Genomic DNA, 13,903 nt, shown 5'->3' on the forward strand with positions numbered 1-13,903 from the left:
TGATGCCCCTCGCCCCGCGAGGCCAAGTAGCTTTGCCCGTTCCGGGGGCGCGGCCCGGGGCGGGCAAAGCCATGCCCGGGGTCACGGAGGCGGTGCCCGCAGTCACATTGTCCTGGTCACACGTATGATCTTGCGACGCAGTCGGACGTCCCGGCGACCGTCGGGATACAGTCGCAGGCGGTCGAGTTCCCAGTCGCCGTATTCTGCGTGTTCGGTCAGAATCTGCCGAGCAGCGTCCCTGGTGGTGCCACGCGGAAGATGGAGAACCAAGTAGGAGTAGTCGAGCACAGCGATTAGTCTCCGAGGGTGGGCTGGGGGACGTCGGCACTCATAGGGCTTTATTGTGCGTCCTTGCGACTTCTCTTGGAGTGTGCCCGATCCAGATCGGGTAACCCGAGAGGGAAGAAAACGGGGAACCAATGCGAACAGCGAGGTAGGAAGCAGCGTGCCAGCTAAGAACGGCAACGCCGGCGGAACCCGCCTGGTGATCGTCGAGTCGCCTTCCAAGGCGAAGACCATCGCTGGGTACCTCGGCCGCGGCTACGTCGTGGAGTCCAGCATCGGGCATATTCGCGACCTCCCCGAGAGGGCCGACGACATCCCGGAGAAGTACAAGGGGGAGTCGTGGGCGCGCCTCGGCGTCAACGTGGACAGCGAGTTCGAGCCGCTCTATGTCGTCAACCACGACAAGAAGGCCCAGGTCAGCAAGCTCAAGCAGCTGCTCAAGGATGCCGACGAACTCTACCTCGCCACTGACGAGGACCGGGAGGGCGAGGCGATCGCCTGGCATCTTCGCGAGGTGCTCAACCCCAAGGTGCCGGTTCACCGCATGGTGTTCCACGAGATCACCCCGCGGGCGATCCAGGAGGCGGTGGACAACCCGCGTGCCCTGAACCTGCGGCTGGTCGACGCCCAGGAGACCCGGCGCATCCTCGACCGCCTCTACGGCTACGAGGTCAGTCCGGTCCTGTGGAAGAAGGTCAAGCCCCGCCTGTCCGCCGGTCGCGTGCAGTCCGTGGCGACCCGGTTGGTCGTGGAGCGCGAGCGCGAGCGCCTGGCGTTCACCAGCGCGAGCTACTGGGACCTGCAGGCGCTGTTCGACACCGGCCGCGACGAGATCCCGCACGAGTTCACCGCCACGCTGACCGGTGTGAACGGCAGGCGTGTCGCCCAGGGGCGTGACTTCGCGAGCAACGGCACCCTCAAGGGCGCCGACGTGGTCCACCTGGACGAGCAGGCCGCGCGGGAACTCGCCGGGCGGTTGAGCGGCAGCGCCTACAAGGTCAACTCGGTCGAGCGCAAGCCGTACACCCGCAAGCCGTACGCGCCGTTCCGGACGACCACATTGCAGCAGGAGGCCAGCCGGAAGCTGGGCTTCTCCGCGAAGTCGACCATGCAGGTCGCCCAGCGCCTGTACGAGAACGGCTTCATCACCTACATGCGGACCGACAGCATCACGCTGTCGGAGACCGCCGTGGCCGCCGCGCGCAGCCAGGCCATCAAGCTGTACGGCGCGGCGTACGTGCCCGACAAGCCGCGTGCCTACGCCAGCAAGGTGAAGAACGCGCAGGAGGCGCACGAGGCGATCCGTCCCTCGGGCGAGGAGTTCCGCACGCCGGGCGAGACCGGGCTGAGCGGTGACATGTTCCGGCTGTACGAGCTGATCTGGCAGCGGACCGTCGCCTCGCAGATGAAGGACGCGGTCGGCGAGTCGGTCACCGTCAAGGCGGGAGGCACCTCCAGCTCCGGTGAGCAGGTCGAGTTCGGCGCCACCGGCCGGACCATCACCTTCCACGGCTTCCTCAAGGCCTACGTCGAGGGTGCGGACGACCCCGCCACCGACCGCGACGACTCCGAGAAGCGCCTGCCCAACCTGGACGAGGGCGATCGTCTCACCGCGGCCGAGCTCAACGTGTTGTCGCACGCCACCAAGCCGCCCGCGCGCTACACCGAGGCCTCGCTGATCAAGGAGCTGGAAGACCGGGAGATCGGCCGTCCCTCGACCTACGCGTCGATCATCGGGACGATCCTGGACCGCGGTTACGTGTTCAAGAAGGGCACGGCCCTGGTGCCGTCCTTCCTGGCGTTCGCGGTGGTCAATCTGCTGGAGCAGCACTTTGGCCACCTCGTCGACTACGACTTCACCGCCGACATGGAGAAGGTCCTCGACGACATCGCCAACGACCGGGCGGAGCGGGTGCCCGAGCTGCGCCGCTTCTACTTCGGCGAGGAGGGTGACGAAGGTCTCAAGGAGATGGTGACCGATCTCGGCGAGATCGACGCCAAGGAGATCAGCTCCTTCCCGATCCGGGGCACCGACATCATGATCCGGGTGGGACGCTACGGCCCGTACCTGGATCGTGATGGCGCGCGGGTGAACGTGCCCGAGGACCTGGCCCCCGACGAGCTCACCGCCGAAAGGGCCGAGGAGCTGTTCTCGCGCCCGACGGGCGACCGCGAGCTGGGCAGGGACCCGGTCACCGGTCACGTGATCGTGGCCAAGGACGGGCGCTACGGCCCGTATGTGACCGAGATCCTTCCCGAGGAGGCGCCTCCGGCGGAGGGGGCGAAGAAGAGGACCAAGAAGGCCGACGTCCCCAAGCCCCGCACCGGGTCGCTGCTCAAGGCGATGTCCCTGGACACCGTCACCCTTGACGACGCCCTGCTGCTGCTCTCGCTGCCCCGTGTGCTCGGGGAGATCGAGGGCCAGGAGGTCACGGCCCAGAACGGCAAGTTCGGGCCCTACATCAAGAGGGGCACCGACTCCCGTTCCCTGGCGTCGGAGGAAGCGCTGTTCACGGTCACGCTGGAGCAGGCCAAGGAGCTGTTCGCCCAGCCCAAGGCCCGGGGCCGGCGCGCCGCCGTCGCGCCTCCGCTGCGCGAACTCGGCGAGGACCCCGTGTCCAAGAAGCCGATCGTGGTGAAGGAGGGCCGCTTCGGCCCGTACGTGACCGATGGCGAGACCAACGCCTCCCTGCGCAAGGGCGATGAGGTCGAGCAGATCACCACCGAACGTGCCGCCGAGCTCCTCGCCGACCGCCGGGCCCGCGGACCGGCGCCCAAGCGGCCCACCCGCGCCAAGGCCAAGGCCTGAGTCCGGCTCTGGTTTCCCGCGCCTGAGGTCTCCGACCGGAGGCCTCAGGCGCGGAAGTCTCGGGTCTGAGGTCTCGGACGCGGTGAGGTGGACGGCATGCGGGCGTATGCCACCCGAGGTGTGGGTTTCCGGGGGCCGTCCGTCCGTGCCGGCGCTCCGCCCGGGACCACCCTCCTGGAGTCTCAGGGCCGGAAACCCGGGGGGCACGGGGCATCGAGGCATTCTTTTCGTGAGTGCCTCCTGCGGGGGACAGGCCGGACGTATTACCCTCATGCGACGGGCCGCCAGGCATATCCGTCTGGCTCGTGCTTTCCCCAGCCTAGTGAGCATCTGGATACGCTGACATCATGACCACCCCTGGCCGGCCCACCGCGCGCCGCAAGCCCCCCCACGTGCTGGCCAATGCCCCGTTCCGCAAGTTGTGGACGGCCATGTCGGTCTGCAGCCTCGGAGACTGGCTGAACATCATCGCGCTGACCGCGCTCGCCGGAAACCTCACCAGCGGTGACGGCTACAAGATCCAGAGCCTGGCCATCGGTGGTGTCTTCGTCGCGAAGATGCTTCCGTCCATCCTGCTGGGCCCGCTCGCGGGCGCGTTCGCCGACCGGTTCGACCGCAGGCTGACGATGTTCTTCTCCGACCTGCTCCGGTTCGCGCTGGTCCTGTCGATCCCGCTGATCGGCAACTACCAGTGGGTGCTCATCGCCACGTTCCTGGTCGAGTGCGTCAACCTCTTCTGGGTCCCCGCCAAGGACGCCACGGTGCCGAATCTGGTGCCCAAGGAGCGGCTGGAGGAGGCCAACCAGCTCAACCTCCTGGTCACGTACGGCACCGCCCCGGTCGCCGCGCTTCTCTTCGCGGTGCTGTCGATCGCCGATGACGCCCTGGGCAGGTTCGTCCCCTACTTCTCCGACCGTGACACCTACCTGGCGCTGTTCATCAACGCCATCGCCTACCTGGTGTCGGCCTGCATCATCTTCACGCTGAAGGACATCCCGACGGCCAACAGGTCGGCCGTCACGGTCTCCACCCCGTCGGTGCTGCGGCAGATCATCGACGGCTGGCGTTTCGTCGGCGCCAACCGGCTGATCCGCGGCCTGGTCATCGGCATGCTCGGCGCGTTCGCCGCCGGCGGTGCGGTGGTCGGCGTGGCCAAGATCTATGTGGGGGCGCTGGGCGGCGGCGACGCGGCCTACGGCGTGGTGTTCGGCGCGGTCTTCGTCGGCATGGCCTCGGGCATGTTCTTCGGGCCCAGGTTGCTGCGCGAGCTGTCCCGGAGGCGGCTGTTCGGACTGTCGATCATCGTGGCCGGGGTGGCGCTCGCCGCGATCGCGATCGTCCACAACCTGGTGATCGTCGTCATGCTCACCGTGGTGCTGGGGGCGTGCGCCGGGATCGCGTGGATCATCGGCTACACCATGATCGGACTGGAGGTGGAGGACAGCTTGCGCGGCCGTACGTTCTCCTTCCTGCAGTCCCTCGCCCGGGTCACCCTGCTGCTGGTGGTCGCGGTCGCCCCCACGCTGGCGGGTCTGTTCGGCAGACACGAGGTCGTCATCGGCCGGGAGAAGATCTACGAATTCGACGGCTCCAACCTGGTGCTGCTGATCGGCGCACTGCTCGCGATCATCGTCGGGTTCCTCGCCCTGCGGCACATGGACGACCGTAAGGGCGTGCCGATCGCCTCCGACCTGTTCGCGGCGGTGCGCGGCGAGCGGTTCACGCCCGAGACCGCCGAGCAGCCACGCGGGATGTTCATCGCGTTCGAAGGCGGTGAGGGGTCGGGTAAGACCACCCAGTCCAGACTGCTCGCGATCTGGCTCCGGGACCAGGGCTTCGACGTGGTGCAGACCCGGGAGCCCGGCTCGACCAAGGTGGGCATGCGGCTGCGCGCGATCCTCCTGGACGCCGTGCATCAGGGGCTGTCGGCACGGTCGGAGGCGCTGCTGTACGCGGCCGACCGCGCCGAGCACGTGGAGAAGGTCATCCGCCCGGCGCTCTACCGGGGCTCCATGGTGATCTCCGACCGTTACGTGGACTCCTCCCTGGCCTACCAGGGCGCCGGCCGGTCTCTGGACCCGGCCGACATGGCCAGGATCAACACCTGGGCCACCGGCGGCCTCGTCCCCGACCTGACCGTGCTCATCGACACCCCGCCGTCCGTCGGCCTGACCCGGTTGGGCGGGGCCGCCGACCGGATCGAGTCCGAGCCGCTGGAGTTCCACGAGCGGGTCCGCCGGGAGTTCCGCTCGCTGGCCGCCGCCAGCCCGGACCGCTATCTGGTCATCGACGGGACCCTCGCCCAGGACCAGATCTCCCTGCTCATCCATGACCGGGTCCGCGAGGTGCTGCCCGACCCGGTGCCGCAGGAGTCGGAGGACGCCACCGGCACCATCCCCGTCATCCGCGACTGACACCGGCGGTAGGTTGGGCGCGTGGGAGTCTTCGATGACCTTGTGGGGCAGGAGCGGGCGGCGGTAACGCTCCGACGCGCCGCCGACGGGGCCGCCGAGATGCTGGCCGGAGGTCCCGGTGGGGGGATGACCCACGCGTGGCTGTTCACCGGTCCGCCCGGATCCGGGAGGGAGGAGGCGGCGCGCGCCTTCGCCGCCGCACTGTTCTGCCCCGACCGGGGGTGCGGCCACTGCGACATGTGCCATCAGGTGGCCATCGGTTCCCACCCTGATCTGGAGGTCGTCCGCACCGAGGGCCTTTCCTACGGCATCAAGGAGACCCGCCAGCTCATTCTCCGGGCGGCCGGAGCCCCGACGCTGGGGCGATGGAGGGTCGTCCTCTTCGAAGGGGCCGACCGGATGCCGGAGCGCGCCTCCAACGCTCTGCTCAAGGCGATCGAGGAGCCGCCGCCGAAGACGGTCTGGCTGCTCTGCACCCCGTCGCCCGCCGACCTCGTCATCACCATCCGGTCGCGCTGCAGGGTGGTCACGCTGGTCACCCCGCCCACGGCGGCGGTCGCCCATGCGCTGGTGACCCGTGACAACATTCCGCCGGACATGGCGGAGTCCGTCGCGAGGGCCACCCAGGGCCACCTGGAGCGGGCCCGGCGGCTGGCCCTGGATCCGGAGATGCGCGCGCGCCGCGAGGCTGTGCTCTCCATCCCGCGCTCGCTCACCGGGCTGGGGGAATGCGTCACCGCGGCGGAGCGGCTGGTGGACACCGCCAAGAAAGAGGCCGAGGCGGTCTCCTCGGCGCTGGACGAGGGGGAGATCACCGAGATCCGCAAGATCTACGGTGAGGGTTCCTCGGGGAAGGGGCTGAACAAGGGCCTGATCCGGGGCGGGGCCGGAGCGCTCAAGGACCTGGAGAAACTGCAGAAGTCCCGGGCCACCCGGACCCAGCGTGATGTCATCGACGCGGCGCTGCTCGACCTGGTGGCCTTCTACCGCGACGTGCTGGCCGTCCAGTTCGGCGCACCCGTGGAGCTGGCCAACGAGGACCGCCGGGCCGATCTGGACGGTCTGGCCCGCTCCTCCGCCCCCGAGGAAACCCTGCGCAGAGTCGACGCGATCATGCACTGCCGGGAGCGGCTGGCGGCCAACGTCAACCCGCAGATGGCCGTCGAGGCGATGATGATCTCGCTGCGGCAGCCCCGGCTCTGATCTGACGCCGGAGGTTCAGGGCAGCCCGGAGGCTGTCGTGGCCGCTCCCAGAGCCTCTCACCGCCCTGCGACGGCTGACCGCGGGGCGGGCGCCTTGCGACGCTCAGCGTCCGGCGACCCGTCGGATCCGTAGGCCGGTCGGCGCGGGAGCACGGGTCCGTCGTCACCGCGGTGCCCTTCACGGTTTTTTTGCGTCGAGCGGAACCGTTCCTGGCTAACCGCACTCAAACCATGGGTGTGGGTCGTTAAGATTCACAGCGAATTTCCATATATTCGTTACAAATCGGCCAGAAAGTGTCCTGCTCTAACGGGGATGAGCAGGAAGACGGGGGACTCTTGGAGAGCATCGGAGCACGCCCAAACGTAATGGCACCAGGGGGTATGCGGGCCGTTACCAGCCGTGTGGACGACGACGACATGCTGAGGATCGAGTGGCCGGAGCCGGTGGACGGGACGATCGTCCTGAGACACGTGGAGACCGGGGAGGAGCGAGGAGACACCGATCTTGTCGGGCTGCGCCCGGGCATCTGGATGGCCTCCCACCGGGGTGAGCCTCTCGCCACCGATGACCCAGGGTTCTCCCTGGATGGGCTGCTTGTTTACGCCGGGACGGCCCGCGACCGGGAGATCCGGGCATTCCGCACGACGATCGGCACCCTCGCCCTCACCGTCCGCGAGGTCGAACCGTATGTCGAGGTGACCGCGGTCGTCTCCGACGGCGGCGTGATCGAGGTCGAGGGCATGATCGCTTATGGCGAGCCGATCGAGGGACCGGCCAGGCTCGTGGCCGTGGCGAGAAAGGGTCCGCAGCCGGTCAGCGGATCCGCGATCTTCCGGGGACGGCGCTTCCAGGGGAGTTTCCCCATCGCGCCGATGGCCGAGGCGCAGACGAGGCGACGGGTCTTCTGGGACCTCCACGCGGAGGCCGACGGACTACGGCTGCCGCTGGCGGCGCGTCTCGACGACATCGCCGACAAGAAGACCAGGGTGCGCTTCCCCGCCCAGTACGTGGGACAGATCAGGGTGCGGCCCTACTACACCGACACCGACAGCCTCGCCGTCGCCCTCACGGTCGAGGAGAAAGCCTCGTGAAGATCTCTTTTCTGATCCTCAACGCCTACGGCATGGGCGGAACGATCCGGTCCACCTTCGACCTCGCCACCGAGCTGTCCAAGCGCCACGACGTCGAAGTGATCAGTGTTTTCCAGCACACCGACCTCCCCTTCCTGCCGCTGGGTGCCAAGGTACGGCTGCGCTCGCTGGTGGACCTGCGCGAGGGGGCCAGGGTCCGCTGGCCGTACACGAAGAAGGCGGAGCGGCTGAGCACGCAGGAGAGCGAGCTGGTCCATCCGGAGGAACGCGCCTACGCCTCCTTCAGCGCGTGGAGCGACGACGTGCTCAGGCGGGAGCTGCGGAAGCTCCGCACCGACGTGCTGGTCACCACCCGGGCCGGGCTGAACATCCTGGCCGCCAGGTTCGCCCGCAGACGGATCGTCACGATCGCCCAGGAGCATCTGCACTTCGAGGCCCACCAGCCCGGCATCTTCCAGGAGATCCAGCGGTGGTACCCGGGGCTGGACGCGGTCGTCACCCTCACCGAGGCCGACGAGCAGGACTATCGCGCCATGCTCGACCAGGCGCCGACGCGGGTCTACACCATCGGCAACGGGCTTGCCGGTGGGCCGCGGCCCCTCTCCCGGCAGGAGAACCGGATCGTGCTGGCCGCCGGGCGGCTGGTGCCGGTCAAGGGCTACGACCGGCTGCTGAAGGCGTTCGCCAAGGTCGTCGAGGAACGCCCGGACTGGAAGCTGCGGATCTACGGCGAGGGCCGGGTCGGCGACAAGCTCGTCAAACTGGCCGTCAAGCTGCGCCTGCACAACAACGTGACGTTCATGGGGCCGACCGGCGACATCGAGGGCGAGCTGGCCAAGGCCTCGATCCACGCGGTCAGCTCCCGGTTCGAGGGTTTCGGCATGACCATCATCGAGGCGTTCGCGTGCGGGGTCCCGGTGGTCAGCTTCGACTGCCCCCGGGGACCTCGCGAGATCATCACCTCCGGCCACGACGGGCTGCTGGTCCCGCCCGAGGACATCGACGCCCTGGCAGGCGGGCTGCTCAAGATGATCGACGACGAGGAGGGCCGTCGCCAGATGGCCCGCAACGCCCTGGAGACGGCCAGGAACTACGACATCTCCATGATCGCGGAGCGGTGGGAGAGGTCCTTCGCCGATCTCGTGCGCTGAGCGTGGCCCGTTGGAACCTGCGGGCCGACTGAAGGTTTCGGGCCGGGCGGAGCAGCAGACCGCCCGGCCCGGCGTCTCTGTGATGTGACGATGTCATTGTCGGGGGCGACCCCAGATCCCAAAATCGAAATGCTCTCCCACGGAGAGCCCCTGGCCAGGGACCGCATCGACGTCGCAGCGCTGTTCGCCGACCACCACCTCGGGCTGGTACGGCTGGCGCTGCTGATGGTGGGTGACCAGGCCACGGCCGAGGACGTCGTGCAGGAGGCGTTCACCCGCACGCACGCGGGACGGCACCGCCTGCGCGATCCCGGGCGCGCGCTGACCTACATCCGCTCGGCGGTGCTCAACGGCTCCCGTTCGGTGCTGCGGCGCCGGGCGGTGGCGTTCCGGCGGGCCGTGCCGTACGAGCCGCCCGTCTGGTCCGCCGAACACGCGGCGCTGCTCGGCGAGGAGCGCCGCGAGGTGCTGGTGGCCCTGCGCACGCTGCCGGGGCGGCAACGCGAGGCGCTGACGCTCCGCTACTACCTCGACCTGTCCGACCTGGAGATCGCCGAGACCATGGGGATCGGTGCGGGCACGGCCCGGTCCACCATCGCGCGCGGGCTGGCCGCCCTCGCCCGCAAGCTTGGGGAGGAATCATGAACGCCACCGAGAACCGCCTGCGTGAGGCCCTGTCGGCCGCCGCCGCGACCGCCGCCGACGTCCGCCCGCTGACCGCCCCCGCCCGCCGCCGGTCCCGGGCCCCTCTCCGGATTGGTGCCGTCGTCCTTGCCGTCGCCGTGACGGCCTTCGGAGCCGTACGGCTCACCGTGCCCTCCCCGGTACTGCGGGGGGAGACCATCGTCGCCATGTCCATGAGCGGCGTGGAGCCGTCCGGGATGGCCGGGGTCTCGGTATTCCTCTGCAAGAAGTCCGACCCCTTTCCACACTGCAAGGACAGGGAGATCTCCACGGAGGACAGGGAGAACCTCCTGCGGATGCTGGAGGGCCGGCCCGAGGCGGAGGCCGTCACCTTCGAAAGCCGGCAGCAGGCCTGGGAGAAATTCCAGAGGGAGTATCAGGACAACCCCGAATTGCTGAAGGCGATAACCCCCAGGGACATGCCCGAATCTTTCCGCGTCCGGATCAGGCCGGATGCCGACTCCATGGCCGTGGCCCAGGCCGCGGGAGAGCTGCCCGGGGTGTCCAACGCCATCGACACGGCCTGCCTGTACGAGCAGCGCGCCTCCCTCATGTCGATCATCATGAGCAAGCTCCCGTGGGCGGAGGACAGGAAGCAGTGTTCGTACCCGGAGCATCCGGAGTTGACGGGTTCCGGATGAGGCGGTGAGCCGGGGGTACGGCTTGCGCCCGCGGTTGTGATCACCGCGTATCCACGGGTATGGAGCGTAGGGTGAGCGCAAGCCGTACCCCCAGCAGCTTTGGAGCCACATGGGCATGATCATGGCGGTGAGTTTCACCCGTTACGGCCGGCTGTACTACCTGGATCCCGGCGAGCACAGTCCCAAGGTCGGTGACAAGGTGCTGGTGCCCACCGACGCCGGGCCGGAGGTGGCCGAGTGCGTCTGGGCGCCGCAGTGGACGAGCGAGGAGGTCGGCGGCCTCCCGGTCTGCGAGGGCATCGCGGGCGAGGAGCACCTCGCGCGCGACGAGGGCAACAGGCGGCGGCGCGCGGAGGTCCGGAGCGTCGCCAAACGCCTGATCAGGCGGCACGAGCTGCCCATGAAGGTCGTCGGCGTCGACTACCTCGACGCCGAGAACGTCTACACCGTCTACTTCTCGGCCCCGCACCGCGTCGACTTCCGTGCCCTCGTCCGCGACCTGGCCCGCAACCTGCGCGCCCGGGTGGAACTGCGCCAGATCGGTCCCCGCGACGAGGCCCGCCTGCAGGGCGGCATCGGTCCCTGCGGCCGTGACCTGTGCTGCGCGACCTTCCTCAAGGACTTCGAACCGGTCTCGGTGCGGATGGCCAAGGACCAGGACCTGCCGGTCAACCCGCTGCGCATCGCGGGGGCGTGCGGGCGGCTGATGTGCTGCCTCAAGTACGAGCACCCCCTCTACCTCGACGCGAACTCCAGGATGCCCCGCGTCGGCCTGAAGGTGGACACCCCGGAGGGCTCGGGGACCGTGGTGGGCCGCAACGTCCCCTCCGACTCGGTGACCGTCCGGCTGGACGAGGGCGGGCGGCGCTGCGCCTGCCCCTCCGCCTCGGTCTGCTCCCCCCGCAGGCAGCACGACACGATGTACGGCGGGGCGGTGACGGTCGCCGAGAGCGGCCCGGAGGAGTAGGCGGTCCAACGGGTGTTCGCGGTCGGCATGACCGGAAGAGGGTGATTTCGGCAATCCGCGATCTCGGCCGTGAAACGCTTCCGTAAGAGGGCGGGAGACGTTCCCGCGACGGGACCGAAGGGGCCGAGGTGCGAGCATGGCGATGATCCGGCTGGGTGACACGGAGTTCGGCTACGACGAGGCCGGCAGCGGGCCGGTGGTCGTGCTCCTGCACGCCGGCTGTGCGGATCGGCGGATGTGGGAGCACCCGTTCCGGAAGCTGGCCGGGCGCTACCGGGTGATCCGCTACGACTGGCGCGGTTACGGTGAGTCCGGTGACGCGACCGGAGAGTTCGCCCACCACGAGGACCTGCTGGCGCTGCTGGACGCGTTCGGGGTGGACCGGGCCGTGCTGGTGGGAAGCTCGGACGGCGGCAAGATCGCGCTGGACGCCACGCTCACCGCGCCCGAGCGGGTCACCGCGCTCGCTCTGGTCGCCCCCGGGCTCTCCGGTCACGAATGGCCGCCGTCGATGCCCGCCAGATACCGGGAGCGGGTGCACGACGTGATCGGGATCGACCGGCTCCGGAGCTACCGCAGGGGCGAGGTGGAGACCGTCGACGTGGCGGAGCTGGAGGCGTACTCCGCGGCCGAGACGGAGTTCCTGGTGGCCGGGCCGGCCCGCACCCGCGACGACCTCGACCCTCAGGTGTGGGAGCTGGCGCTGGCGATGGACCGCCTGCTGAACGAGCGATCGTGGACCGGACCGCACGGCACCGCGCACGACCTGCGGCCGCCGGCGAAGGGGCGGCTCGCCGAAGTCGAGGTGCCGACCCTGGTGGTGGCCGGGCTGGCCGACGTGCCGGAGATCCTGGAGGTGTCCGACCTGCTGAGCCGGGAGATCAGGAAGGCCCGCCGGGTCGACATTCCCGACACCGGTCACCTGCCGCCGCTGGAGCGCCCCGAGGAGTTCACCGCCGCCCTGACGGAGTTTCTGACGACCCTCTAAGGATCTCCCGGCGGTTCTCCGGGAAGGCGATGCGTGTCCACGGCGTCCTGGACGGTTCCACGGTCTGCGCCTCGGTGGCTCTGCCCGCGATGTCCATCAGCCGCCGCTGCCTGCGGCGGTCCTCCACGTCACGGTGGGCCTGGAGTTCGAGTTCGCCGATCCGTGCCTCGGTGCGGAGCTGGAGCCGCCTGTCGTGGATCTCCTCGTCCCTGCGGTTCGCATGGTCCGCCATGCGGTCGTAGGCGGTCGTCCCTCCCATGAGTTTGACGAGGACGGGGAGGCAGTCGACAAGGATCAGGAAGAGCCGGAACAGCCAGGTCGCCCCGGACAGGTAGGCGTTCACCGCGGTGACCTCCTGGAGTGCCCGCATCCGCTCCAGGAGCCCGACCGGGGCGGCTGGGCGGGGCAGTGCGGACAGCCGTTCTCCGATGCCGGCCTCGATCTTCTCCGCGAAGTCGGCCTGTCTGCCGGCGAGGGGCCCGCGCATCGCGGTGATCCGGCCTTCCAAGGTCCGGAGCGCCTTCTCATTCCTGTTCAGGTGGCTCTGGACGAGGAAATCTCTCGCCGCGGCGTCCAGGCGCCTGCAGAGTGGGCCATTGCCTCTCTTGCCGCTCATCCCCTCCCGGCTGTCGCCTGCGCACTCACCGGTCGCCTTGTCGAACAGCCTGTCGTGCCGCTCCCGGTCGGTGCCGACCCGCGCCCGCAGCTTCTCGGCGTCGCTCTCCAGGTCTCTCAGTTCGGCCACGCCGGCCTCGGTGGTCGAGGCCAGCAGTCTGGCGCCCGCGCAGTCCCGGCGGGCCGGCGTTTCGGTGGGCACGCGCGGGTTGCACGCCAGCAGCCGGTCCCGCTCCGCGTTCAGTACGGCCTGCCGCCCGTCTATGACGTGCTGGACGATGGCGGTCTCGAACACCCTCAGGACCAGGGGCTCGGCGATGATGAAGCCCAGCACCACGGAGACGAGCAGACGCGGGATCAGCATCAGGAGTCTGCGATGCCAGGTGCCGGTGACCGTCGAGACGAGCCAACGGTCGAAGTTGAGCACGATGAGCATCCAGATCACCGTGGGGACGAGCATCGCGACATGGGCACCGCCCAGCACCTGACTCAGCGCGAACCACATCGAGATCCCGGCGACGACCGCCGTGCCCAGCACCACGCCGCCGAGGCCGACATAGCGGGTCCGTTCCAGCGGCACCTGGTCCAGGACGCCCTCGTCGGCCCCCGCCAGGGCCCGCAGCATTCTCCCCAGGTCCGGTCGCCTGAAGGGGCCGGGAGATGACGTCCTGGAGTGCCTGCCGAAATCACCATTTTTCATGGATTTCCCGATCCTTGTGCTTTATCGCTAAATGCTGCTTGTTGTCATCACTGTGGAGCGGCCCTCGTGATCACATCTCTCGCTGACCTGGCAGGAGACCCTGCCGAATATGGCGGATAAATACCAGAGGTAATTAATTCATGCCGTGCCGTAATATGCGATCTCCGCTGAGCCGGTCGCGAAGGGTGAGGGAGAAACTTTGCGTTGTGCCGGACGGGGGAATCACGAGACGACGGAAGGGAATCCCAACGTCAGGCCGGTGGAGTGGCCACAGAGGACCGGCAGGCTCAGGCGATCCGTTCGACGAGGCGACGCGTCGGTCACCGTGCCCCTCAGCCCTCGGCCGGCTCGCGG

General features: G+C 68.9%; 11 protein-coding genes. 9 read left to right on the forward strand and 2 right to left on the reverse strand.

Going from position 1 to position 13,903, the window contains the following annotated elements; all coding sequences use genetic code 11:
- Positions 1-102 precede the first annotated feature (102 nt).
- Positions 103-519, reverse strand: a complete 417-nt coding sequence (locus FHR32_RS47670; protein WP_425584229.1) for a DUF5703 family protein — start codon at positions 517-519, stop codon at positions 103-105.
- Here FHR32_RS47670 and topA point away from each other — a divergent pair.
- The 9 genes from topA (at position 446) to FHR32_RS14715 (ending at position 12,234) form a co-directional block, all read left to right on the forward strand.
- Complete coding sequence (gene topA, locus FHR32_RS14675) at positions 446-3,094, forward strand: type I DNA topoisomerase (RefSeq protein ID WP_184754814.1); 2,649 nt, start codon at positions 446-448, stop codon at positions 3,092-3,094. The genes FHR32_RS47670 and topA overlap by 74 nt on opposite strands.
- A gap of 347 nt (positions 3,095-3,441) precedes the next feature.
- On the forward strand, positions 3,442-5,508 hold the full coding sequence (tmk, locus tag FHR32_RS14680; RefSeq protein WP_184754815.1) for a dTMP kinase: 2,067 nt from the start codon (positions 3,442-3,444) through the stop codon (positions 5,506-5,508).
- Positions 5,509-5,529: 21 nt separating this feature from the next.
- Entirely contained in the window at positions 5,530-6,711 is a 1,182-nt protein-coding gene (locus FHR32_RS14685; protein WP_184754816.1) for a DNA polymerase III subunit delta', read from the forward strand.
- A gap of 381 nt (positions 6,712-7,092) precedes the next feature.
- Positions 7,093-7,803, forward strand: a complete 711-nt coding sequence (locus FHR32_RS14690) for a hypothetical protein (RefSeq protein ID WP_184754817.1) — start codon at positions 7,093-7,095, stop codon at positions 7,801-7,803.
- On the forward strand, positions 7,800-8,954 hold the full coding sequence (locus FHR32_RS14695; protein ID WP_184754818.1) for a glycosyltransferase family 4 protein: 1,155 nt from the start codon (positions 7,800-7,802) through the stop codon (positions 8,952-8,954). Before FHR32_RS14690 ends, FHR32_RS14695 begins: the two co-directional genes overlap by 4 nt.
- Before the next feature lie 129 nt (positions 8,955-9,083).
- Positions 9,084-9,599, forward strand: a complete 516-nt coding sequence (locus tag FHR32_RS14700) for a SigE family RNA polymerase sigma factor (RefSeq protein ID WP_246466153.1) — start codon at positions 9,084-9,086, stop codon at positions 9,597-9,599.
- Positions 9,596-10,279 (forward strand): permease-like cell division protein FtsX, encoded by a 684-nt coding sequence (locus FHR32_RS14705; RefSeq protein WP_184754820.1) that lies wholly within the window; start codon positions 9,596-9,598, stop codon positions 10,277-10,279. Before FHR32_RS14700 ends, FHR32_RS14705 begins: the two co-directional genes overlap by 4 nt.
- 121 nt (positions 10,280-10,400) lie before the next feature.
- Complete coding sequence (locus tag FHR32_RS14710) at positions 10,401-11,246, forward strand: PSP1 domain-containing protein (RefSeq protein WP_376773367.1); 846 nt, start codon at positions 10,401-10,403, stop codon at positions 11,244-11,246.
- 136 nt (positions 11,247-11,382) lie between these two features.
- Positions 11,383-12,234 carry an alpha/beta fold hydrolase gene (locus FHR32_RS14715; protein WP_184754821.1) on the forward strand — a complete coding sequence of 284 codons (852 nt, stop codon included), beginning with the start codon at positions 11,383-11,385 and terminating at the stop codon, positions 12,232-12,234.
- On the opposite strand, the gene FHR32_RS14720 is transcribed toward FHR32_RS14715, so the two are convergent.
- Positions 12,197-13,549, reverse strand: a complete 1,353-nt coding sequence (locus FHR32_RS14720; RefSeq protein ID WP_184754822.1) for a DUF4407 domain-containing protein — start codon at positions 13,547-13,549, stop codon at positions 12,197-12,199. The two genes, FHR32_RS14715 and FHR32_RS14720, sit on opposite strands and share 38 nt — an antisense overlap.
- Positions 13,550-13,903 lie beyond the last annotated feature (354 nt).

Source organism: Streptosporangium album, assembly GCF_014203795.1.
Lineage (GTDB): Bacteria > Actinomycetota > Actinomycetes > Streptosporangiales > Streptosporangiaceae > Streptosporangium > Streptosporangium album.

Bases quoted from the DNA above. Each gene is read 5' to 3' on its own strand.
- tmk (WP_184754815.1), top strand. From the start codon at position 3,442: ATGACCACCCCTGGCCGGCCCACCGCGCGCCGCAAGCCCCCCCACGTG.
- FHR32_RS47670 (WP_425584229.1), bottom strand. From the start codon at position 519: ATGGTCTTCGCCTTGGAAGGCGACTCGACGATCACCAGGCGGGTTCCG.
- FHR32_RS14710 (WP_376773367.1), top strand. From the start codon at position 10,401: ATGGCGGTGAGTTTCACCCGTTACGGCCGGCTGTACTACCTGGATCCC.
- FHR32_RS14690 (WP_184754817.1), top strand. From the start codon at position 7,093: ATGCGGGCCGTTACCAGCCGTGTGGACGACGACGACATGCTGAGGATC.
- FHR32_RS14700 (WP_246466153.1), top strand. From the start codon at position 9,084: ATGCTCTCCCACGGAGAGCCCCTGGCCAGGGACCGCATCGACGTCGCA.
- FHR32_RS14720 (WP_184754822.1), bottom strand. From the start codon at position 13,549: ATGAAAAATGGTGATTTCGGCAGGCACTCCAGGACGTCATCTCCCGGC.
- FHR32_RS14715 (WP_184754821.1), top strand. From the start codon at position 11,383: ATGGCGATGATCCGGCTGGGTGACACGGAGTTCGGCTACGACGAGGCC.
- FHR32_RS14705 (WP_184754820.1), top strand. From the start codon at position 9,596: ATGAACGCCACCGAGAACCGCCTGCGTGAGGCCCTGTCGGCCGCCGCC.